Source organism: Ruegeria sp. N4 (genome assembly GCF_056531425.1).
This window is the reverse complement of the sequence record NZ_JBQFLT010000001.1, coordinates 62,466-84,838: the sequence shown is the minus strand read 5'-3', so window position 1 is coordinate 84,838 and position 22,373 is coordinate 62,466. Positions and strand designations below refer to the sequence as shown.

The following is a 22,373-nucleotide window of genomic DNA, read 5'->3' as shown; positions in this document are numbered from 1 at the left end:
TTCAAAAGGTGATCTATGCGCGACCTTCCCTTTCCCGTCCGTGATGCGAATGCCGTCGGCGGTGCCGACAATCTGGGCAACCTGCCGGAATGGGATCTGAGCGATCTCTACACCGCAGAAGACGCGCCCGAGCTGGATCGCGATCTGGGATGGCTGGAAGGCGAATGTGCGTCTTTTGCTGCGGATTATGAGGGCAAGCTGGCCGAACTGGACGCCAACGGCCTGCTGACCTGCGTGCTGCGCAACGAAAAGATCAACTCGATCGCCGGGCGGATCATGTCCTTCGCGGGCTTGCGCTATTACCAGCTGACCACCGATGCCGACCGCGCCAAATTCCTGTCGGACATGCAGGAGAAGATCACGATCTTCACCACTCCGCTGGTCTTCTTCACGCTGGAACTTAACCGCATCGACGACGATGTGCTGAAGGGGCATTTCGACGCCAATGCCGATCTGGCCCGGTACGAGCCGGTCTTCCGGCGCATCCGCGCGATGAAACCCTATCAACTGTCCGACGAGTTGGAAAAGTTTCTGCACGATCTGGGCGTCGTCGGTGACGCATGGGAACGCCTGTTCGACGAAACCATCGCCGGGCTGACCTTTACCGTCGATGGCGAAGAGCTGAATATCGAAGGCACCCTGAACCTGCTGACCGAACAGGACCGCAGCAAACGCGAGGCGGCGGCGCGCGAACTGGCTAGCGTATTTCAGGACAACATCAAAACCTTCGCCCGTGTGCACAACACGCAGGCCAAGGAGAAAGAGATCCTAGACCGCTGGCGCAACATGCCGACAGCTCAAACCGGTCGCCATCTGTCGAACGACGTCGAACCCGAAGTGGTCGAGGCCCTGCGTGAGGCCGTCGTGGCGGCCTACCCCAAACTCAGCCATCGCTACTATGAGTTGAAACGCAAATGGCTGGGTCTGGACGTCATGCAGGTCTGGGACCGCAACGCGCCCCTGCCGATGGAAGACACCCGCATCGTTGGATGGGATGAGGCCGAAAAGACGGTGATGGACGCATACAACGCGTTTGATCCGCGTATGGGAGAGATCGCCTCGCCCTTCTTTTCGAAAGGCTGGATCGATGCAGCGGTGAAACCGGGTAAGGCGCCCGGCGCCTTTGCGCATCCAACCGTGACCGACGTGCATCCTTATGTGATGCTGAACTATCTGGGCAAACCGCGCGACGTGATGACCCTGGCGCATGAGCTGGGCCACGGCGTGCATCAGGTTCTGGCCGCGGATCAGGGTGAGATGCTGTCATCCACGCCGCTGACATTGGCTGAAACGGCGTCGGTGTTTGGCGAAATGCTGACCTTCCGCAAGATGCTGGATCAGGCCGAAACGCCGGAACAGCGCAAGGTGCTGCTGGCCGGCAAAGTCGAGGATATGATCAACACGGTGGTCCGCCAGATCGCCTTCTACGACTTCGAATGCAAACTGCACGCCGCACGCCGCGAAGGTGAGTTGACCCCGGATGACATCAACGCCCTGTGGATGAGCGTTCAGGCCGAAAGCCTTGGTCCGGCATTTGAATTTATGGAAGGGTACGAGACCTTCTGGGCCTATATCCCTCACTTCGTCCACTCGCCCTTCTACGTCTACGCCTATGCCTTTGGCGACGGCCTCGTGAACGCGCTGTATTCCGTTTACGAAAGCGGTGCCGAGGGGTTCGAGGACAAGTATTTCGAGATGCTGCGCGCTGGTGGATCAAAACATCACAAGGAATTGCTGGCCCCGTTTGGGCTGGACGCGAGCGATCCGAAGTTCTGGGACAAAGGCCTGTCGATGATCTCGGGCTTCATTGACGAGTTGGAAGCGATGGAGGGGTAAGGCGGTCCTACAAAGGACTGCCTACAACGCTTTGCGCAACGAACCGGGCTTCGATGGGAGCCCGGTGATCAAAGGGACATGAGCCACTTCTTGAATATTCTCACCGTGGCCCTCTCCTGATCGCCGGGGCGGCAGACAAAGTAGAGCCCGCGATCCAGAGGAACACGGCTTTCATCAAGACGGATCAACCGGCCAAGGTTCAAATCCCTTTCCGCCAAAGGATGTCTGGCCAGCGCCACGCCTTGCCCGTCTATCGCCGCCTCTAACAAAACAGCACTGTCCACGTATTTGATGCTCTGCGCGTTGATCCTATCAGGGTGCAACCCGACTTGTGCGGCCCAGCTTTCCCAGCCGACATTGAAGGCATCGTGCAATAAAGGCAGGTCCGCCACATCTTCGGGCCGCATCGGCAGGCGCGTTTTCCCAACAAGGGACGGCGCGGCCACGACAATCAGGTCTTCTTGTCTGATTAGCTCATGATACAGCCCGTCCCAACGGGGCTCCCCAAACCGCAGGGCAACATCCACCTCGGACGTATAGAAATCCGCAAAGGCATCGTTTGTATCCAGCAACAACGCGATCCCCGGATGCTCCTGCTGAAACGAACCGAGCAGCGGCACAAGCCATTTGAGCGCCAGCGACGTGGACAAAGACACTGTGATCGACTGGCGGTGATGCAGCCGCTTCACCTCGGCCACGCCCAGTTGCAAGGCCGAAAAGGCCCCGCGTGTCGAGTGATACAGGCGTTCCCCGGCCTTGGTCAGTTCCACCCCATTCGGGCGACGGTGAAAGAGCGTCACACCCAGATGCAGTTCCAGCAGTTTGATCTGCCGACTGATCGCCCCGTGCGTGACGTTCAGCGCATCTGCGGCCTTGGACAGGCTCGAATGGGTTGCGGTTTCGTCAAAGGCCTGAAGGGCGCGCAGATGTCTGAGGTTTTCTGTCATGTGAGAAAACCTAACAGCAATGCCCGATAAACTCGATAGGTCCGCTAAAGCCTGCAGGGTTAGTCTGCCGTTAATCCAAAAAAACCTCACACAACATTCGCACGGGAAGGACACGCTATGGCTGACGTCAAAGTTGCACTTATGACAGGGACCGGGCAAGGTATTGGCCGGGGGTGCGCCATCGAAATGGCAAAGGCAGGCTACAAGGTCTCGCTGATGTCCCCATCCAATCGGTCTGTGGAACTGGCCAAAGAGCTTGGGGGCATTGGCCGCCGCGGCTCGGTGCTGGATGTCGATGATCTGCAGGCAATGATCGACGACACCATGAGCAAGTATGGCAGGATCGATGCCATCGTCAGCAATATGGGTCATGGCGGGACGGTTCCGGAAGCCATCAAAACCGTCGGCTTCGATCCTGATTTTGACGGGCCGCTGTTGGAGCTGAGCGATGAGCTTTGGCACGAAAGTCTGGACATGTATGTGCTGAACGTCGTCAAGATCGCCCGCATCGTCACGCCCATCCTGATTGAACAGGGCGGCGGTGCATTCGTGAATATCTCGTCCATGAACACAATCGAACCGCGCGCGCCCTACCCCATGAGCATGCTGCGCGGTGCTCTGCACAGTTTCTCAAAGCTTTACGGCGACCGCTATGCACGGCACAACATTCGCATGAACAATCTGCTGCCGGGATTCTGCGAGAACGTGAACCTGTCCGAACGGGCCCGCCGGGAAATCCCCGCGCAGCGCCCCGCGACATTCGAGGAGATTGGACAGGCCTGCGTATTTCTCGCCAGCGAGGGGGCCAGATACATTAATGGTCAGAGTATACTGTCCGACGGCGGGATGAACCGCGCGGTACGATAACAACGAGGCAGCGAAAGATGATTGTAAAGACGCTCAAAGATATCCTTGGCACAGATCGGGACGTTTCCGGCCCGGGGTGGAACAGCCGGCGGCTATTGTTGGCATCTGACGGCATGGGATTTACGCTGACGGATACGATCATCAAGAAGGGCGCCGAGCTTGAGCTTGAATACACCCATCATCTGGAGGCGTGTTATTGCATCGAAGGCAAGGGCCAGATCAGGGCGTTCAACGACGAAACCTGGCATCCGCTTGAACCATTTACCCTGTATGCCCTGGATAAGCATGACCGGCACATCGTGCGCGCCACAGATGGTGATCTGCGTCTGGTCTGCGTCTTTACCCCGCCCCTCAGCGGGCGAGAAGTGCACCGCGAAGACGGCAGTTATGCGTTAGATGAATCCTGACAGCAGTGTTTCGGGCCGGTCTGCGATTTATGCAAGTTTCAGCATCGGTTGAGATGGGGTCAAAGTAGCCACAACACAGGTCACTTTAACTGGCTATCCTTGGACCCCCGCCGATTGATCCCGCCGCGCGACTTGAAACTGCTGTCCCGCTCCTGTTGGCACTCCAAACACAGCTTCACACCCGGCAGCGCGGCGCGGCGTTTCTCGGGGATCGGTTCCTCGCACTCCGCGCAATGGGTCAGGCTTTCGCCCTCGGGTCGCTTTTGCGCCTGCATCCGGGCCAGTTCGTCAGAAATCGACGCCTCGATCTGTTCACTTACCGCACCGTCGCGTGCCCAGCCGCCTGCCATGGGTCCTCTCCTGTTCCGAAGAGTGACAGAATAACCGAGCCAGCGGCTATGGCAAGTTACAGGGCCACTGCTCCGTCAAACACCTGATCAATCATCAGCTGCGTCCCGCGTGAGAATTCCAGCGGGCACGGGTAGTCGACACCCTCGCGCACGGATCGACAAAACGCCTCGATCTGCAGTTTGTAGTGATCGTCGCCCGGAAAGCGCGTGACCTGAACCTCAAGCCCCGGACGGTGCAGTTCAACCCGAGCCTCGCCAAAGACCCGCGCGTTGAAGGGGGCAGTCAGGCGGATCACGCCGCCTTCGCCGTGAAACACCATCTCCTGATGCGGGTGCATCCGGATCGAGACATAAGCCGAATAGGTGAAGTCGGGGAACTGCGCCCGAATCTCGGTGAAGGCATCAATCCCGTTTTCCCAGCGGATCGCAGATTGAACGCTGTCCGGCTCCTGCCCTGTCGCGAAGCGCGTCGAGCCGATCACGTAAACGCCGATATCCCGCAGGCCACCTCCGCCCGTTTCCGCCTTGTTGCGGATGTTTCCAGTGTCCGCGCGGTTGTCAAAGCTGAACGCGCCGGTCACGTGCGCCAGTTTGCCGATGGCCCCATCGGCGATCAGCTTGCGCACCAACTGCCACTGCGGGTGGTGGACGATCATATAAGCCTCAGCCGCCAGCAGACCGGTCTGGTCCCGCTTGTCGATCAGAGCGTTAAATTCCTCAGCGCGCATGGTCATGGGCTTTTCACACAGCACATGCTTGCCCGCATCCAGCGCCTTCAGGCTCCATTCCACATGCAGGTGGTTTGGCAGAGGGATATAGACCGCATCGATCTGCGAGTCCGCCAGTATCGCCTCGTAGCTGTCATAAATGTTCAGATCCGGACAGAACGCCTGAAACGGAGCGGCCTTCGCAGGATCCGACGTCGCCAGCCCGTAAAGCTGCGCACCGTCCGCCGCGTGGATCGCCGGGGCCAGATACTGACGCGCAAATTTCGAGGCCCCAAGAGCGCCCCATCGAACCGGTTTCTGCATCTTCCCCTCCGCCGTTAGCGCAACCAAAGTTGGGTTCTACTTAACGGCAGAAGGCCGCGCTGTCATGCAGGTTTCGCCGGGATCAGCCAAAAGAAAACCGACCCAACAGGGTTGAGCCGGTCATCCTGTTCACAAGCAGCCCGTTCAGACAGTGCCAAGCATACCCTTCTCGCGCGCCAAATCGCGCATCTTCTTCTGCAGCTTTTCAAAGGCGCGCACCTCAATCTGGCGGATGCGTTCGCGGCTGACATTGTACTGTGTGCTCAGCTCTTCCAGTGTAACGGGCTGATCCATCAACCGGCGTTGAGTCAGAATGTCCTTCTCGCGATCATTCAGAACTTCCAAAGCGGCTGCCAGCAGCTCGCGCCGCGCATCCAGTTCATCGCGCGCCTCATAATCACCGGCCTGATCTGCGTCTTCATCCTCAAGCCAGTCCTGCCATTGCATGGTGCCTTCGCCTTCGGACCCGACGGTCGCGTTCAGCGAGGCATCGCCGCCGGACATGCGGCGGTTCATGCTGATCACTTCCTCTTCGGTCACACCGAGATCATTGGCGATCTGCGCGACATTTTCAGGGCGCAGGTCGCCCTCTTCCAGCGCTCCGATGCGGGCCTTGGCCTTGCGCAGGTTGAAGAACAGCTTTTTCTGCGCCGAGGTCGTGCCCAGCTTTACCAGAGACCACGACCGCAGGATGTATTCCTGGATCGAGGCGCGGATCCACCACATTGCATAGGTGGCAAGGCGGAAACCCTTTTCCGGGTCGAACCGTTTGACGGCCTGCATCAGGCCCACGTTCGCTTCGGAAATCACTTCGGCCTGCGGCAGGCCATAGCCGCGATAGCCCATGGCAATCTTTGCCGCCAGGCGCAGGTGCGATGTCACCATTTTATGCGCGGATTCAGTGTCCTGCTCTTCGACCCAGCGCTTGGCCAGCATGTATTCTTCTTCCGGCTCAAGCAGAGGAAACTTACGAATTTCCTGCATATAGCGGTTCAAGCCGCCCTCGGGCGTCGGTGCGGGGAGATTTGCGTAATTGGCCATGTATGATGTCCCTCCGACAAATGTTTAAGTCTTTAACATAGGAGATAGGTAAGGAACCCACCCCTTTCAAGAGGTACCGTTAACAGTTTGAAATTAAGCTTAGGTAAAGGAAAGATAAGAAAGCCTTACTCACGACAGTTTGCGGATTATGTCAGCGGTGTGCGCAGGGTGTCGATCAAATTCTGCATATCTTCTGGCAATTCGGCCTCAAACCGCAGGTTTTCGCCCGTTACAGGGTGTTCAAAGCCCAAAACAGCGGCGTGAAGCGCCTGTCGCGGAAAGGCGCGCACGGCTTCGGCAGTCATCGGGCTAAAGGCTTTGGCCGCCAGTTTGCGCTTGCCGCCATAGACCGGGTCTCCGACCAGCCCGTGCCCGGCATGGGCCATGTGAACCCTGATCTGATGTGTCCGACCGGTTTCCAGCCAGCATTCGATCAATGCCAGCCCTGCAGGAGCGCCAAACGTCTCGACGACCCGTGCCCGTGTAACGGCGTGCCGCCCGCCATGGAACAGCACAGCCTGTCTTTGCCGATCCGTCTTGTGCCGCGCCAACTGAGTCGTCAAACGCATGATATTGCCGGGTTCGAAACTGACACCCTTCACCCCACGCAAACGCGGATCATTGGCATCGGGCACCCCGTAGCAAATGGCGCGATAGTAACGCTCGACGCTATGCGACTCGAACTGAGCGGCCAGCCCGTGATGTGCCGCATCTGATTTAGCGACGACCAGCAAGCCGCTGGTTTCTTTATCTATTCTATGAACGATGCCGGGGCGTTTGACGCCACCGACCCCGGAAAGATCCTTGCCGCAATGGTGCAACAGAGCGTTGACCAGCGTTCCATTGGGCGAGCCCGGCGCCGGATGCACCACCATGCCTGCCGGTTTGTTGATCACGATCAGGTCTGCGTCCTCATAGACAACCTGCAGCGGAATATCCTCGGGGCCGATATGGCTGTCTTCGGCTTCGGCGACGGTGATGGCCACCGTAGCACCTTCGGGTACTTTGTATTTCGGATCGAGAATCGTGACCCCGTCAATGGACACCGCGCCCTCTTCAATCAAACGCGCCAATCGGGTGCGCGACAGGTTCTCATCGGCTGGCACATCCCGCGAAAGCGCCTTATCAAGGCGGGGCGGCGGATCGGCCGCGATCTGAAACTCTATCTGGCGGGTGCCCATGACTGTTCCTTCCGACCCCCAAGACGAACCGCAAGAGACGCCACAACTGCGATTGCTGCGGCGCATGGTCATGCTGCTGACCGCGGTGATGATTGGCGGGGTTCTAGTGACATTCGCACTGATTGTCATCCGCTTAACGGACCGCACCCCCACCCTGCCCGATCAGGTCGAATTGCCCGATGGAGCAAGCGCGCAGGCGGTCACGATTGGCAACAACTGGTACGCGGTGGTGACCGATGACAACCGCATTCTGATTTTTGACAAGACAACTGGCCGGTTGCGTCAGGACATCCCCGTCGAATAGCCCCGTGATTTTAGTTCGGGAACAAACGTGTCCCCGTCCACGCCTCCCCCAATTGCGTGTCCAACTCGGGCGTGCGCATCTGCCGCTTGCCGCCAAAGGGGCAGAGCGTGATTTCACCAAGGTAAATCTTGTCGCCAATCGCATAGAGGTCCACCCGCGCAAATTCGACCCGCTGACCAATCGCTTCGGCGATCTGAACCATGTCGTCATACCGTTCGGGCCTGGGCTCGGTGTCTTCGCTGGTTTTGAAATACAACTCTTTGGGAATGAAGTTGAAATCTCGGTCATGGATCATCTGCACATGCCCGCGAGACCGATCCCGGTCGACCTGAACAAGCTGCACCCGCCCGGCGACAACCCAGAATTTCCAGTCGATGATATCCTCGCCTTCGGCGGCAAGGTCTTCTTCGATGAAAAATTGCGTGTCGATTGTCGAATACCACCATTCGCCCGCCCAATATCCGTGCGGGACCGGCTTTTTGCTCCAGTTGACAAGCTTTTCGTTGGCTAGATCATGTTCTTCGGCGGTCATGGGCCAGGTCATACGATGATTTTGACCCTGACCATTGTTGCACTTAAGCCAATAGCTACCCGGCTCCAGATCAATATCCGCCGGCAACTCTGGCGTTGGTGAATTCCAGTACCGTTTGACAGGGGTTAGAAGATGTCTGGCGGTGTCCGGCACATATCCTTCAGCAGTCAGCTTATCCGCGGCAGAGACAACCGGCATCTCGGCAAACAGCTTCATGACCAACAGTTTTTCCGTCACGGTCTTCGGGTTGGACAAGTCCGGCAAATAGCGCTGGTTATTGGCAAAGCGCGATAAGGACATCGACAAGGCATGCATGCGGGACACGTCGCTTTGATAATGATCCCAGCCCCGTCGGTGTCCTGCGCGCGGCTCGCTGTTCACACCGTAGAGACCGCGCTCTCTGATCTTGTCCAGTTCAAGCTGAGCGACCTTAAGATATTGTTCCGAATTGGAAACCTGCGCAACGGACATAACACCTTTGGTGGATGCACTGATCTCTTCCTTGCTGATGCGCAGTTCAGGCAGGTCACCCGGAAACACGATCTTCTTCGGAGCGCCCTTGCCCTTTCTCGGCAAAGGCGCATCCGCCGGGCGGATACCCAATCCCCGCAATCGCCGATCCAAAAACGAATGACGGTTAATTCCTTTGGCGATCCACCACCGCATCCGACGGCCCCAAAGATGCACAGCAAGGGTTTCGTCCGTTAGATACTTCCGTCGGAACTCGCGCGCGGAAATATCGTTCGCCTGCCCCGTGTGCCGGAATGGAAGGGGATAGAAAACCGAAACAGGGCTCGCGTGTTCAATCTCACCATGGTGCCTCAGGAACCATGTCAGCACGCCTGGCCCATACACACTGTGCGCTTGTTCCGACGCATGAGGCAGCTCACCGGTGCGTTTCTGGCGTTCCAGCTCTTCCCGCTCTTCACCCTCGATCCACGGGCGGATCGGGAAAGGATCAAGGCTGTATTCAGTGTAACCCCGCAATGCCGGACTGTCCGATGGCAACCGCATGATCGCGTTGCAGATCGTGGTATTGTTGAAATACCCAAAAATATGATCCGCTTTCGGGATCGGGGCCAACGATATTACATCCGTATCGCACCACAGAAAATCGGTTTTCTTCATAAGTTGCAGCCGGAAGATATCCGACTGCGGGACCGGAGTTTTGAACTGGTTGTTCATGATGAATTGCTGCGGCTCGTGAATTTCATTCGCCGACACCAGCTCGATACCTTCGGGTACGTTTTCGACCTCGCCATAGTGGAACAGCACCACTTTGTGCCCATTCGCCACAAAGGACAGCAGGCACATCTGCTCGAGAAAACTCAGCGGTCCTTCCAGCCAGAGCATTCCAACCGTCGGAAGCTTGTTGTCGACAACCATTAATTCGATACTCCGGGGTCTTTAATCACATATCCGGTTGATTTTGATCAGACGGGCGCGGCAAAGGTTCGCTTCTGACGCGCTTGCGTACGCCACGATCCTGTTCAACAAAGCTGGCTGCGGGTCGCTCCACAAGCCGTTGATACAGTTCATTATAATCCGGAACCTTCATAAGGTCGGAAATAAGGTCTTTGTGCCAACGAAACGCCCTGCGATGCAACCGCTGCAGCACCTCGTCCGATTTGAACTGCTTCAGCATCTCCGCCGTTTCATCCTGATAGCGCAGAATGGTTTCATCGCGCGATCCACCTCGGTTCCAGCGATCCCAGTATTCGGTTCCAAGGGTCTGAGACGAATGGTTGGCCCGACCACGGCTGCGTTTCGCCAGATATGCCTGGGTCGAGCGCACCGCATAGTGGTTGATCTGCGCGACCTCAAAGCCAAACGGCGGCGAGACGTGGTTTCCGAAGGGCGCGGGCTCCCTTGCATGCCCCCCCGGCACAGAGCGGAACACGCTGGACTGGAACTCGGGCCTGGGATGCGGGTTGTGCAGACCGAAGCGGTTATAAAACTCCCCCTGCCGGAAGATCGACTTTACAAATCGCCGCCCGGCCCCGCCCTGTTCAAAATCCAGTTCTCCGTCAAGAAACTGTGCCGTAACCGGAGAATCCCGCAACACATGACGACCATTGTTCGAGAATATCTTCCACGGGATCGAGATAACATCCACATCCGGGGTCGCCTCGATCAGGTCGTCGACCTTGTGGTTCCCGACATGGATATTCAGAAACTCGTCAGCATCGCAGACATAGATCCACTTCGCCTCTTTCACCACTGGCAATCGACGCGCCTGCCGTAGAGCCGACCGGTGAATCCCTCCGACGCCGACCCGGTTGCGGCGAAACTCGACATACCCAAGCTCTTGCAGCCGTCGCAGGATACGGTTTGTCCCGTCCGAGCAATCGTTGGTGTAGACGATGATCCTGTCAAAGCCGAGCACTTTGTGATGGGCCACCCATTCAAGAATGTAAGGCCCCTCGTTCTTCATGGCGGTGATGACGATTTTTTCAGGGTTTTGCATCTGATGCGCTCGGTCTCAAAACTGGGTCAGATCAGCCTTTGCTGTCATCCTGAGGCTCGATCTTCTCGATCGCGATCTGTGCGCCTGCGATGGCCCGGATACGCAAGTGGCGCGGATACTGGCCCAGGAATTCATTCACGGCACGGATCACCCCGTCCCCCCACCAGCCACGGCGGTGATAGTCATCAAACGCCATAATGCCGCCGATCTTCATCTTGGGGAACAGCGCGGCCAGATCTGCCGAGACACCCTCGTAGGAATGATCGCCGTCGACATAGGCGAACGAGATACTCTCTTCGTCAAACAGTTCCAGTGCGGGAACCGAGAAATCGCGAATGATGCCAACCTTGCCCTCTTCGATCTCGGCCTCGAACGCCTTCACAACCTTTTGGAAGATCGCTTCCATCTTCTCGTCTTCGGTCCGGCCGACAAAGGCGGTGGTATGGGATTCTTCGCCAATGTGCTTCCACGGGTCGATCAGGAACAACTGACTTGGCTCGATCAGTTTCAGAATGGTCGGAGAGAACTCGCCCTGCCAGACGCCAATCTCAACCGCGACGCCACCCTTGGGCAGCCGGGACAGAAATGTGCGCCGGATAGCCTCTTTCGAATTCTTGCGCTTGGTCGCCTTGTCCGCCTTCGGTTTCAGCGGGCTTCCGGGTGCTGCACCTATGACCTTGGGTTCGTTTGACATCTCGACCTCACTTGGCAGACGGGTTTCAGTCACACACAGAACCCGTTTTGTTCATTGAGCAATGGCTACCACGCCAACAAGACAAGAGCCAGAAGCTAAGTCTCTTCTGCGTTAAGTGGCGGTAACTTGTCGATCCCAAGCCACGGTGGTTGCAGACTGGTCACCCTGTAACGGGTCGCATTCTGCCCCAAAAAGCTGTTGATGGCCGCGTTCATCCCGGCATAGGACCCACCCCCACGGCGCCGATAGGTCGTGAAAGCGATGCTTCCACCGGGGGCGAGGACGCGGTCAATCCGGCGTAACAATTGGTTCGTGATACGTTCAGAGCGCACACCCCTAATGATCGCAACACCAACAGATTCATTTTTGAAGAATTTAAGCATCAGTTGTGGCATCGCACGGTAGATACGCAATCGCCCTGCTAGAATTGGTTCACGAAAAAACTCCAAAAATGCGTAGAACGCGCGGTCCATTGCCTGAAGGTCCGGGTTCTGCGTTGTGTCATCACAAGCGTAGCCATCCCACGACAACCCCCAAGGTGCCAGGATCGTCAGCCTTGCAACCGACTGTAAGGCAAGAATCTCTTCAACGATTTCAGTTTCAACCTGCCCAATGAGAACCCAAGTTTTCTTCCCACTAATTGACTGCAAGAAATCTCGCCGCTGCTCTGCCGTTCTTGCGATCTCGGGCGCCACAGCAGGCAGGTGACAGGACTCTTTGGGGTCAAAAGGCAAGGAAACCTGCGTGGGCTCGGTGATTATCGCGTGCTGTGCAGCGGCCTCTTCGTGGTCAAGCGGCGTCTCCAGAGCATCCAATCGCACAAACCACGGATAATTCTTTGGTTTCGAGTTCTGCGCTTTCGCCATTTGCCCAATGCGGTTCCACTTGGCGACCTGAGCAAATGTAACGTTTGGATCTTTGTACATCGCAGGATCAAAGGAAATATTGGCCTCTTCAATAACCCCCAGATCCAGCGCTTTCACATTCTGCCCGCCTTTGAAGTTCCTGTATTTCTTTATGAAACTGCTTGCAGCTTCGGCTTCCCGAATGACCGAGATCCGATCCTTGTGGAATGCCACCGCTTGCTGGTGCAATTCATCCAGAACAGTGTCCGACCGCAACCGATCAAAGGTTTCACGAAGACGCGCAACCTTTGACAGGATCGAGGTTTCTTCAACCTCGTTATAGCAGTGCAAATGCCAATACGCCTGCCCGGTCGCCTCCATCTTCGGATGAAAGGCCGTGGTATTCACATCGCCGCGCACGCGCTTCATCAGGTAGCTTTCAATGGACCGCACCGCATAGTGGTTCATGCGGAACAAGTTGCCCCCGAACCCTGCACCGGTGGTGGAAAAGGCCCAGCCCCTGCGCCGCATCGCGGGCGGCAAAGGATCCCCGTCCCCGTCAATCCAGGCAAAGCGCTCTGCCTTGCCACGAACAGGTCCACGAGGACGGTGCGTATTGAGCGCATAATACGATCCGTTGTTTCGGATCAGAGATTTGAACGCGCGCAGATTTTGTGGCAGCACCGCACCCAGCTCGCCTGCTTTGGTGAACTGTTCGGTTATGAAGCGATCTTCAAAATCCACGATCCCATTGTGACCAAACAGCTGCCAAAGCGCCGCGAACCCGTCGGCATGCGGCTGCGCCTGAAACAGGTCATCCAACGTTCCGTCGCCGACGCGGATGTCAAAAAACTCATCCACATCGCACACCATGATCCACTCGGCTTCCTTGTACCAGGGATGCTGCATTGCATTTGAATAGGCCGACGCCTGCGGCCCGAACTCCCACGGGCCCGGATTGTCTATGTGCGCCAGAAACCCAAGCTCTTCACACCGTTTCAGGATGGCGTCCGTACCGTCCGAACAGTCATTCGAGTTGACAATGAAATGCGTGAACCCGATTGAAATATAGTAGGCTATCCACTCCAGGATGAACGGCCCTTCGTCTTTCATCGTGGATACGACAAGTCTCATCAACTATCACCAGTGACCTTCATTCCGAACCGTTGGAGTTCCTGCAATATCAGGCCTTGCCGGGCGCTTGCAGACAAACTTGAACGCCAGCTTTGTTACGGTTCCGCACGGGGCTTTGCAAGCGAGCAGACGTGATCGCACGGACACGATGCCCCGACAATTGTCCCTTTTCCAAATAAGCGCCTTGCCACTTGACCGGCGCGTCATGCACCACGAACAACGTGATCGTACACAGCAACTGATCAGTCCATTGCCTTGCGCAACCGATATGCGACCACACAGACCTTACTGGTTGAGGTCGGCAGGCGGATTGTTGATACAGGTAAATGCGACGACGACTTTGCGTTGCGCTTTAAGGGCCTGAATAGGGATTGAGTTAATGCCGACGATTTTTTCCAACGCGCCGCTGGGGAACAATCCGTATCAGAGCATGATTTACAGCAGTTTCTCAGGCTACGATGTCCGGGTTTTGCGGCTCAGGGCGTTTTATGCTGGTGAACTGCCCCCTATGCAAAAGGGTGACATATACTGGATACATTGGGAGACAGTTGAGTTCGGCAGCAGGAATGACATCCCGGCTCAAGATCGTTTTGCAAAGATCGAAGCAGGTTTGGCGGCGTTGAGAGAAAAAGGCGTAAAGATCGTTTGGACCGTTCACAACTTCCACCCGCACAATTCTGCGAGGGACATGGACACCATCCACGAAGGGCGCGCCCTGCTGGTTCGGCAAGCAGACAAAATTCACTTGCATACGCCTTATGCAGTTGAGCTGATGACCGAAACTTACGGAATACCCTGGGAAAAAATCCTACTGGTCGCGCATCCAAGCTATCTGGGGGTCTACGAGCCGGCCGAAGACACTTTGGCGCGGCGTGGCGCTCTCGCACCATCCCAGCACCGCAGGTTTGTTCATATCGGAAAAGTGCAGGAAAATCGCGGCGGGCAGTTTATGTGGCAAGCGCTGAAATCGCTCTATATCCGGGATCAAGCGTGGGAGCTGGACATTGCAGGGGCCGTTATCGCGGGCGAGCGCAAGGGACAGCAACCGATCCGGGAAATGCCCAATGTCAGGTTTCACGACAGGTATCTGCCAGACCAAGACCTGCGCGATGTTATTGCAGGTAGCCATGCCTGCGTCGCGCCATTCAGCCGAATTCTGACGTCGGGTTCGGTGAATCTGGCGCTGACCTATGGCCTACCCATTGTCGGGCCGAACGTCAGACCGCTTAGAGACCACCTTCCGGACGCCGTACACGAGTTCCTATACGCAGACGGAAATCCGCGCGGCATGATGTTCCAAATGCGTAAACTGATCGATTTTGATCCCGAAGACCTGCTGAAAATCCGTGCGGTCTGTATGGATCATGCGGTATCAATTCGGCCGGAATTGCAAAGCCGGGCGTTACGGGACGCGCTGAACGAAGATAAGGCTTCCGCTTCTCAGGCCACTTCCAAACCCATGGGGCTGCTGAATGCCAAAGATTGATGCTTTTTCGTTTCGTAAATTGCTGCGATCCGTCGGCCTGAAAGTTGTCGAGTTTGAAAGTGGTGACTTCATCGGCCCCCGACCAGTCATGCGCAGGCTCAACAGCGCAGGCCTGACCGTGATCAGCGGCGGTGTGACTGCGAAGAACCTTGGCAGTTTCGGCTTTGATGTGGACACAATCCTTGATGTCGGCGTGGACGCCGGAACCCCTTTCCTGTACGAGGCTTTCCCCGACAAGAAGTTCATCCTGTTCGATCCGATTGAAGAAACAGCCCAACGGGTTGCACCATGGCGCGAGCGTATCGATTATGACCTCAACATCGTGGCGTTGGACGCAGATGAAGGCCAGGCCGAACTGATCATCCCCACCACGGATCGCAAACGGCGATCTTTGGCGAGTGTCGCGGGTTTCTCCGAAGAGTATGAAAATCGCATCGTGAAGATGGAAAAGCGCATCGTGGATAAACGGCGCCTTGATTCCTACACCTCCGACATTCCTGGCCGGTTTGGTCTGAAGATCGACACGGAGGGCAATGAACTCGCCGTTATCCGAGGGGCCGAAGAAACCTTGAAGCGGACCGATTTCGTCATTGCAGAGGTCTCGGTAAAACGGCGTTTCAAGGACGGGTACCGGTTCAGCGATTTTGTGGCAGAGATGGGCAAACACAGTTTTGAATTGATAGAGGCCCTGCGCCCCGTCGACAGGGACGCGCCCGATTGTGACTTGCTGTTCGTTCGGTGGGACTCAAAGTGGTTCGATTTAGAGTAGCCGTTGGTTCACAAAGCAGCTTCGGGAAACCAGTTGACGAGCTGAGGGAACCAACGCAGCCCGGCACCACACCGAAAGCCCAATGCTTCGGATTAACGCCCTAAACTGCATGTTATCTTGAAAATTTGGTGCGGTCGAGAAGACTCGAACTTCCACGGGTGTTACCCCACAGCGACCTCAACGCTGCGCGTCTACCAATTCCGCCACGACCGCACTGCCAGTGACTTGGTAGAGGGGCGTATAGCCGCTGATGCTGGCGATGTGAAGAGGCAAAAATGTCTTGGTTTAAATTCGCCCAGGCCAAGCTTATCTATCGCAAGGAAGCCAAAGAATTCGATCTGACAGGAAACTGATATGACCAGCTCTGACCCGCGCCCGATTGTTCAGGTTGATATTGTTTCGGATGTTGTGTGCCCCTGGTGTATCATTGGCTTTCGACAGCTCGATCTGGCCTTGCAGCAGCTGGGCATTCTGGCGCGTCTCAGGTGGCATCCGTTTGAACTGAACCCCAATATGCCGCCCGAGGGCCAGAATCTGCGCGAACATATTGCTGAGAAATACGGGTCCACGCCCGAGCAAAGCCAGCAAGCCCGCGACAGGTTGACCTCCTTGGGTGCGGAACTTGGGTTTTCGTTCAATTTCAATGATGAAAGCCGGATTGTTAACACGTTTTCTGCGCATCAGTTGCTGGATTGGGCCGAGGGTCAGGGGCGCCAACATCCGCTGAAGCTGGCGCTGTTCGATGCCTGTTTCACGCAGCAACGGGATGTCTCGGACATTGACGTCCTGATGGATGCGGTTGGGACCGTCGGCCTGGACCCTAAGGCCGCGCGCGTGGCGCTGAAATCGGGCGCGCATGGTGCGCCTGTGCGCGAGAAACAGCAATTCTGGACCAGCCGTGGTATCTCGGGCGTGCCGTCGATGGTGTTTGGCGGCAAGTACCTGTTGACCGGCGCGCAGGGCACAGACACCTACGCGCAGGTTCTGCAGCGCTATCTGGCCGAGGCGGCATAGGCCCTTCCCCCTGCCCCGCATGCGCGATATGAGGCCAGCATGGAATGGAAAATCACCGATGGTTTAACCCGGTACGAGGACGCCGTTGCCTTTATGGAGGCGCGCGTGGCCGCCATCGCCGCGGGCGAGGCGGATGAATGTGTCTGGCTGTTGGAGCACCCGCCGCTGTATACGGCCGGGACCTCTGCCACGATCGAGGATCTGACGGATCCGGACCGGTTCCCTGTCTACGAAAGCAAACGTGGCGGGGAATACACTTATCATGGACCCGGACAGCGCGTGGCTTACGTGATGCTGGACCTCAACACGCGCGGCCGCGATGTGCGGCGGTTCGTGAAACAGCTGGAGACCTGGGTGATTTCCGCGCTGGCGGAATTCAACGTTCAGGGCGAGATTCGCGACGGGCGCGTTGGTGTCTGGGTCAGGCGCGATGACAAGCCGCTGACCATGACCGGCAAACCCGCCGAGGACAAGATTGCGGCAATCGGCCTGCGCCTGCGCAAATGGGTCAGCTTTCATGGCATCTCGGTTAATGTGGAACCGGATCTTGAGCATTTCTCGGGGATCGTTCCCTGTGGCATCACCGAATATGGCGTGACCTCGCTGGTCGATCTTGGTCTGCCGGTGACGATGGGTGACATGGATGCCGCACTGCAGAAGACATTTGCCGAAGTGTTCGAGAACGCAGAGGTCTAGCGCCCTAAAAGCACCCGGTCGGCGAATCGAAAAGTGACGTAAAGGGAAACAACAATGCCCTCGCAACTGCTGTTCTGTTTCCCAAGACAGGGGCAATTTCAGCAGAATTAGGCGGAATTATCGTTTTCTTTAACTAAAATTCAGTTCTTCTGGATACATGGGACTCGTTAAAGAGTAACATATAACGACCAGTCTAGAGTGAGTGGTATGTTAACCGGTGCTCCGGGGCTTGCCCCCGAGAAATCCGATAAGTGTTTGGTTACGAGTCTGCCGTTCCGACCCCAAATCGGAACGGCAATTCTCCGGTCCCGCTCTTCCCAGCCATCTGAATTGCTGCATCGCAACGCGAAAATGACTCCGCTTAACTTCTGGGCTTTGCCATTGCCACGCAGAGTGGCGCGGGATCAGGGCAGTTCGTTTGGTCCGGGAACCGCCCGCTAGGTTTTTGAGGCCCTCGGATTACAAAGCCGCTTTGATCTTCTCTGCATGTTCGGCAATCAGATCGAAATCCCCCATTTTACCGGGCGGGCGCACCGACACGCCCTCGTGACGGGGCAAAACGTGGAAATGCAGATGGAACACCTCTTGCCCGCCTGCGGCCTCGTTGAACTGTTGGATCGTGATGCCATCGGCAGCAAAGGCCGTCTTCGCGGCGACGGCCAGTTTCTGAACAGTCGCCATCACGGCGCTTAACTGTTCCGGTGTGGCGTCCAGAACATTGCGGCAGGGCGTTTTCGGGATGACCAGAAAATGCCCGTCCGAACGCGGCATGATATCCATGAAGGCCAGCGTGTCGTCATCCTCATACACACGGGTCGAGGGGATTTCCCCGCGCAGAATCTTGGCGAAGATGTTATCCGGGTCGTAAGCTGACATGGCGGGCCTCTGGTTTGGAGCGTTTCCCACCGTTCTGCGGGTCCGGCGGCAGGTGGTCAAGGTGGAACCGCCACGTGCATGGTACCGGTCTCTTGAACAATTCGAAGACATACCCAGATATGGGGCTGCTTCAGGCCCAAAATCGCGACGCAGCCCCCTGCCCGCGACAATTATTCTTGATCCAGATCAAACTCGGCCATTGAAGGTGCTGACTTCGCATTCTAAAACCAGCAGGAAACCCGCGCGCCGGAGAGGTCCGACTGCGCGGTGCATTTGCAACAGGAGGCACCTATAATGGCAGACGCAGCCATTCATGGTCACGATCATGAAGACCAGCGCAGTTTCTTCGTGCGTTGGTTCATGTCGACCAACCACAAGGACATCGGGATTCTCTACCTGATCTTCTCGGCGCTGGCCGGGTTTATCTCGGTCGCGATGACGATCTACATGCGGCTTGAGCTGATGCACCCCGGTGTTCAGTACATGTGCATGGAAGGCTTCATGGCCGACCCCTGCACCCCCAACGGTCACTTGTGGAACGTGATGATCACCTATCACGGTGTTCTGATGATGTTCTTCGTGGTCATCCCGGCGCTGTTCGGCGGATTTGGCAACTATTTCATGCCGTTGCAGATCGGTGCGCCGGATATGGCGTTCCCGCGGATGAACAACCTGTCCTTCTGGCTGTACGTCGCTGGCACCTCGCTGGGTGTCGCCTCGCTGCTGAGCCCTGGTGGCAATGACCAACTCGGTTCGGGTGTGGGCTGGGTTCTGTACCCGCCGCTGTCGACGACCGAGGGCGGCATGTCCATGGACCTTGCGATCTTTGCCGTGCACGTATCGGGCGCCTCCTCGATCCTCGGCGCGATCAACATGATCACCACCTTCCTGAACATGCGTGCCCCGGGCATGACCCTTTTCAAGGTGCCGCTGTTCAGCTGGTCGATCTTCATCACCTCATGGCTGATTCTGTTGTCCCTGCCGGTTCTGGCGGGCGCGATCACCATGCTGCTGATGGATCGCAACTTTGGCTTCACCTTCTTTGATCCGGCCGGTGGCGGTGACCCGATCCTGTATCAGCACATCCTGTGGTTCTTTGGCCACCCCGAAGTGTACATCGTGATCCTGCCGGGCTTCGGCATCATCAGCCACGTGATCGCCACCTTCTCGCGCAAGCCGATCTTCGGCTACCTGCCGATGGTCTGGGCAATCATCGCGATCGGTGTTCTGGGCTTCGTCGTTTGGGCGCACCATATGTACACCGTTGGCATGTCCCTGCGTCAGCAGGCTTATTTCATGCTGGCCACGATGGTCATCGCGGTTCCGACCGGCGTTAAGGTCTTCTCGTGGATCGCAACGATGTGGGGCGGTTCCATCGAGTTCAAGACGCCGATGCTCTTCGCCTTCGGCTTCCTGTTCCTGTTCACCGTCGGCGGTGTGACCGGTGTGGTTCTGTCGCAGGCTGGTATCGACCGCGCCTATCACGACACCTACTACGTCGTGGCGCACTTCCACTATGTGATGAGCTTGGGTGCCGTCTTTGCGATCTTCGCGGGCATGTATTTCTACTTCTCGAAGATGACCGGTCGTCAGTATTCCGAGTTCTGGGGCAAGGTTCATTTCTGGATGTTCTTCATCGGCGCCAACCTGACCTTCTTCCCCCAGCACTTCCTGGGCCGTCAGGGCATGCCGCGTCGCTACATCGACTATCCGGAAGCCTTCGCACAGTGGAACTTTGTATCGTCTATCGGCGCGTTCATTTCGTTCGCTTCGTTCCTGCTGTTCTTCGGCATCGTGATCTACGCCCTGCTGCGCGGCGCGAAAGAAACACGTCCGAACCCGTGGAACGAGTACGCGGATACGCTGGAATGGACCCTGCCCACACCGCCGCCTGAACACACGTTCGAGCAGCTGCCAAAGCAGGAAGACTGGGACAAAGGCCACGCGCACTGATCCGGTCAGAGACCTAAGAAAACCCCGCCCGAACAGGCGGGGTTTTTTCTTTGCCCTACGCCAATGCGGTGCACAGATCGCCAGATCACGAAAAATACGCTAGAATGGTTCGGGCAACTGATCCGGCAACCCTGGGGGTTCAGATGCCCGAAATCGACTTTTGGTACTCGATTGGCAGCACCTACAGCTTTCTCACCGTCATGAGGCTGGACGACTGGTGCGCGGAAACCAATGCGACCGTGAATTGGCGTCCGTTCAACGTGCGCACGATCATGTCGGCGCAACAGAACATTCCCTTTGCAGGCAAGCCGGTCAAATCCGCCTATATGTGGCGCGACATTGAACGCCGGGCGGCCAAGTACCGCATCCACGCCAACCTGCCAGCCCCTTACCCGATCTCGAACCTTGGGTTGGCCAATCAGGTGGCCTTGCTGGGTGTGCAAGAGGATTGGGGCAAGGAGTTTACGCAAAACTTGTATCGGATCTGGTTTGAAGAAGGCGTCGAGGGCGGCAGCGAAACCGCATTGTCCGAGGCCTTGCTGCGCTGTCAGCAGGACCCGCGCCTGATCCTGTCCCGCGCCCGCAGCCCGGACTGCATCGCCGCGCTGGACGCGCAAACCGAGCAGGCCACAAGGCTGGGCGTTTTTGGAGCCCCAAGCTTTGTCGTAAGTGATGAGGTTTTCTGGGGCGACGACAGGTTGGATGACGCCTTGTCCTGGGCCCGTGTCGGGCATGTTGTGTGACAATAAACCTTAGACACGACCGCAGACTGCGCTAGGTTTCGGCCATGCCGTATCAATGGAATCAAACCTCGGACACCGAACAGGAACTGCGCCTGTGGCCGCATAACTCATTGCCGCCGCGCGGGGCGATGATCGTGATCCTGTCCGTGTTCCTATTCGGCCTAATCCCGATACTGGCGATGCTGGGGTCGGTCGTCCTGTGGGGTTTGCTGCCGTTCTTGCTGCTGACCGTATTGGGCCTGTGGCTGGCCATTCAAACGAACTACCGCGCCCGCAGTGTTTGGGAGGTCCTGACGCTGGACGGAAACCAGGCCCGGTTGATCCACCAAACACCGGGCAGGCAAGCGCAGGAATGGTCCTGCAATCGTTACTGGGCGCGGCCCGAGATGCACGAAAAGGGCGGACCTGTGCCGCATTACGTCACCCTGATCGGAGACGGGCGCGAAGTCGAGATTGGCGCGTTCCTGTCCGAAGATGAGCGCATCACCCTCTATGACGATCTGGTGCAGCGACTGCGCGGACCCGCCGCGCAGTAGGCGTTTCAATTCTGATTATGAGTTCAGCAGCCGCCGTTCGATGCGGCGCACAGATGGTCTTTGACCATCGGGCCCACCTTGCCGAAATCCATCTGGCCGGTATAGCGGGTCTTCAACTCGCCCATCACCTTGCCCATATCACGGATCGAACCCGCGCCGGTGGCTGTGATCGCGGTCTGAATCGCCTTCGTCACCTCATCGTCGTCCAGCTGTTTGGGCAGGAATTCCTCGATGATAGCAACTTCGCGCATTTCACGCTCGGCCAAGTCCAGGCGTCCGCCCTCTTCGTAGGCGCGCGCGCTTTCCTTGCGCTGCTTGGTCATTTTACCAAGGATTTCAAGAACCTCAGCATCGCCGCAACCTTTCGCCTCTTCGTTCTCGGAAGCGCGGGACGCAATATCCCGGTCTTTGATCGCAGCGTTGATCAGGCGCAAGGTCGACAGACGCTCGGCCGCTTTGTCTTTCATTGCTTGCTTCAGGGCGGTGTTCACCCGTGATCGCATGTCCATTTGGTTTGTCCATCCCCATGACAACGGAACCCCGAACATATCTAAACAAAAAGCGTGACACAACAGGGCACGGACACAGCTAACCCATTGAAAAACAACAATAGCCGAAAATTTGAACACACTTGACCAAAGCGGTTAACCCCCTTAGGTATGCG

General features: G+C 57.1%; 22 protein-coding genes and 1 tRNA gene. 11 read left to right on the top strand and 12 right to left on the bottom strand.

Translation table 11 applies throughout. The features are described from left to right. Positions 1-15 precede the first annotated feature (15 nt). Positions 16-1,836: a M3 family oligoendopeptidase gene (locus ACR0LW_RS00415; protein WP_480881139.1), complete on the top strand. Its 1,821-nt coding sequence runs from the start codon at positions 16-18 to the stop codon at positions 1,834-1,836. A 68-nt stretch (positions 1,837-1,904) separates the two neighbouring features. Here the strand turns inward: ACR0LW_RS00415 and ACR0LW_RS00410 are convergent, their stop codons facing one another. Beyond that, positions 1,905-2,783: a LysR substrate-binding domain-containing protein gene (locus tag ACR0LW_RS00410; RefSeq protein ID WP_480881136.1), complete on the bottom strand. Its 879-nt coding sequence runs from the start codon at positions 2,781-2,783 to the stop codon at positions 1,905-1,907. A gap of 117 nt (positions 2,784-2,900) precedes the next feature. Between ACR0LW_RS00410 and ACR0LW_RS00405 the strand changes: the two genes are divergently transcribed. Further along, positions 2,901-3,650, top strand: coding sequence for an SDR family oxidoreductase (locus ACR0LW_RS00405; RefSeq protein ID WP_480881133.1), 750 nt, complete (start codon positions 2,901-2,903; stop codon positions 3,648-3,650). 17 nt (positions 3,651-3,667) lie between these two features. Next, positions 3,668-4,057, top strand: coding sequence for an ectoine synthase (locus tag ACR0LW_RS00400; protein WP_480881130.1), 390 nt, complete (start codon positions 3,668-3,670; stop codon positions 4,055-4,057). A gap of 80 nt (positions 4,058-4,137) precedes the next feature. Here ACR0LW_RS00400 and ACR0LW_RS00395 read toward each other — a convergent pair whose 3' ends face one another. The 4 genes from ACR0LW_RS00395 to ACR0LW_RS00380 all read right to left on the bottom strand — a co-directional run bounded on the left by ACR0LW_RS00395 (position 4,138) and on the right by ACR0LW_RS00380 (position 7,660). Beyond that, on the bottom strand, positions 4,138-4,407 hold the full coding sequence (locus ACR0LW_RS00395) for a DksA/TraR family C4-type zinc finger protein (protein ID WP_170451390.1): 270 nt from the start codon (positions 4,405-4,407) through the stop codon (positions 4,138-4,140). 56 nt (positions 4,408-4,463) lie between these two features. After that, positions 4,464-5,438: a Gfo/Idh/MocA family protein gene (locus ACR0LW_RS00390; protein WP_480881126.1), complete on the bottom strand. Its 975-nt coding sequence runs from the start codon at positions 5,436-5,438 to the stop codon at positions 4,464-4,466. 144 nt (positions 5,439-5,582) lie between these two features. Continuing rightward, the gene (gene rpoH / locus ACR0LW_RS00385; RefSeq protein WP_170451393.1) at positions 5,583-6,479 is read right to left on the bottom strand and encodes an RNA polymerase sigma factor RpoH; all 897 of its coding nucleotides are present in this window, start codon (positions 6,477-6,479) and stop codon (positions 5,583-5,585) included. Between the two features lie 146 nt (positions 6,480-6,625). Further along, the gene (locus tag ACR0LW_RS00380; RefSeq protein ID WP_480881121.1) at positions 6,626-7,660 is read right to left on the bottom strand and encodes an RluA family pseudouridine synthase; all 1,035 of its coding nucleotides are present in this window, start codon (positions 7,658-7,660) and stop codon (positions 6,626-6,628) included. Here ACR0LW_RS00380 and ACR0LW_RS00375 point away from each other — a divergent pair. After that, positions 7,659-7,964: a DUF6476 family protein gene (locus tag ACR0LW_RS00375; protein WP_480625888.1), complete on the top strand. Its 306-nt coding sequence runs from the start codon at positions 7,659-7,661 to the stop codon at positions 7,962-7,964. The two genes, ACR0LW_RS00380 and ACR0LW_RS00375, sit on opposite strands and share 2 nt — an antisense overlap. A gap of 10 nt (positions 7,965-7,974) precedes the next feature. Here the strand turns inward: ACR0LW_RS00375 and ACR0LW_RS00370 are convergent, their stop codons facing one another. The 4 genes from ACR0LW_RS00370 to ACR0LW_RS00355 all read right to left on the bottom strand — a co-directional run bounded on the left by ACR0LW_RS00370 (position 7,975) and on the right by ACR0LW_RS00355 (position 13,615). Beyond that, positions 7,975-9,882: an ATP-grasp fold amidoligase family protein gene (locus ACR0LW_RS00370; protein ID WP_480881118.1), complete on the bottom strand. Its 1,908-nt coding sequence runs from the start codon at positions 9,880-9,882 to the stop codon at positions 7,975-7,977. A 25-nt stretch (positions 9,883-9,907) separates the two neighbouring features. After that, entirely contained in the window at positions 9,908-10,963 is a 1,056-nt protein-coding gene (locus ACR0LW_RS00365; RefSeq protein WP_480881115.1) for a glycosyltransferase family 2 protein, read from the bottom strand. 31 nt (positions 10,964-10,994) lie between these two features. Beyond that, positions 10,995-11,690 (bottom strand): class I SAM-dependent methyltransferase, encoded by a 696-nt coding sequence (locus ACR0LW_RS00360; RefSeq protein WP_480881112.1) that lies wholly within the window; start codon positions 11,688-11,690, stop codon positions 10,995-10,997. 62 nt (positions 11,691-11,752) lie between these two features. Continuing rightward, on the bottom strand, positions 11,753-13,615 hold the full coding sequence (locus ACR0LW_RS00355; RefSeq protein ID WP_480881744.1) for a glycosyltransferase family 2 protein: 1,863 nt from the start codon (positions 13,613-13,615) through the stop codon (positions 11,753-11,755). Positions 13,616-14,015: 400 nt separating this feature from the next. Here ACR0LW_RS00355 and ACR0LW_RS00350 point away from each other — a divergent pair, with 400 nt between their 5' ends. Next, positions 14,016-15,122, top strand: a complete 1,107-nt coding sequence (locus ACR0LW_RS00350; protein WP_480881109.1) for a glycosyltransferase family 4 protein — start codon at positions 14,016-14,018, stop codon at positions 15,120-15,122. After that, positions 15,109-15,891, top strand: coding sequence for an FkbM family methyltransferase (locus ACR0LW_RS00345; protein ID WP_170517945.1), 783 nt, complete (start codon positions 15,109-15,111; stop codon positions 15,889-15,891). Before ACR0LW_RS00350 ends, ACR0LW_RS00345 begins: the two co-directional genes overlap by 14 nt. Positions 15,892-16,017: 126 nt before the next feature. Here the strand turns inward: ACR0LW_RS00345 and ACR0LW_RS00340 are convergent. Then, positions 16,018-16,104 (bottom strand) — tRNA-Leu (locus ACR0LW_RS00340). Between the two features lie 141 nt (positions 16,105-16,245). Between ACR0LW_RS00340 and ACR0LW_RS00335 the strand changes: the two genes are divergently transcribed. Continuing rightward, positions 16,246-16,905, top strand: a complete 660-nt coding sequence (locus tag ACR0LW_RS00335) for a DsbA family oxidoreductase (RefSeq protein ID WP_480881106.1) — start codon at positions 16,246-16,248, stop codon at positions 16,903-16,905. 39 nt (positions 16,906-16,944) lie between these two features. Further along, positions 16,945-17,601 (top strand): lipoyl(octanoyl) transferase LipB, encoded by a 657-nt coding sequence (lipB, locus tag ACR0LW_RS00330; protein WP_480881103.1) that lies wholly within the window; start codon positions 16,945-16,947, stop codon positions 17,599-17,601. A 459-nt stretch (positions 17,602-18,060) separates the two neighbouring features. On the opposite strand, the gene ACR0LW_RS00325 is transcribed toward lipB, so the two are convergent. Next, complete coding sequence (locus ACR0LW_RS00325) at positions 18,061-18,477, bottom strand: HIT family protein (protein WP_480581609.1); 417 nt, start codon at positions 18,475-18,477, stop codon at positions 18,061-18,063. 294 nt (positions 18,478-18,771) lie between these two features. On the opposite strand from ACR0LW_RS00325, the gene ctaD reads away from it, so the two are divergent. The 3 genes from ctaD (at position 18,772) to ACR0LW_RS00310 (ending at position 21,709) form a co-directional block, all read left to right on the top strand. Beyond that, complete coding sequence (ctaD, locus tag ACR0LW_RS00320) at positions 18,772-20,430, top strand: cytochrome c oxidase subunit I (RefSeq protein WP_170451412.1); 1,659 nt, start codon at positions 18,772-18,774, stop codon at positions 20,428-20,430. 143 nt (positions 20,431-20,573) lie between these two features. Further along, positions 20,574-21,173, top strand: coding sequence for a DsbA family protein (locus tag ACR0LW_RS00315; RefSeq protein WP_480881098.1), 600 nt, complete (start codon positions 20,574-20,576; stop codon positions 21,171-21,173). Between the two features lie 44 nt (positions 21,174-21,217). Continuing rightward, entirely contained in the window at positions 21,218-21,709 is a 492-nt protein-coding gene (locus tag ACR0LW_RS00310; protein WP_170517933.1) for a DUF2244 domain-containing protein, read from the top strand. Positions 21,710-21,732: 23 nt separating this feature from the next. On the opposite strand, the gene ACR0LW_RS00305 is transcribed toward ACR0LW_RS00310, so the two are convergent. After that, positions 21,733-22,218 (bottom strand): GatB/YqeY domain-containing protein, encoded by a 486-nt coding sequence (locus tag ACR0LW_RS00305; protein WP_170517930.1) that lies wholly within the window; start codon positions 22,216-22,218, stop codon positions 21,733-21,735. Positions 22,219-22,373 lie beyond the last annotated feature (155 nt).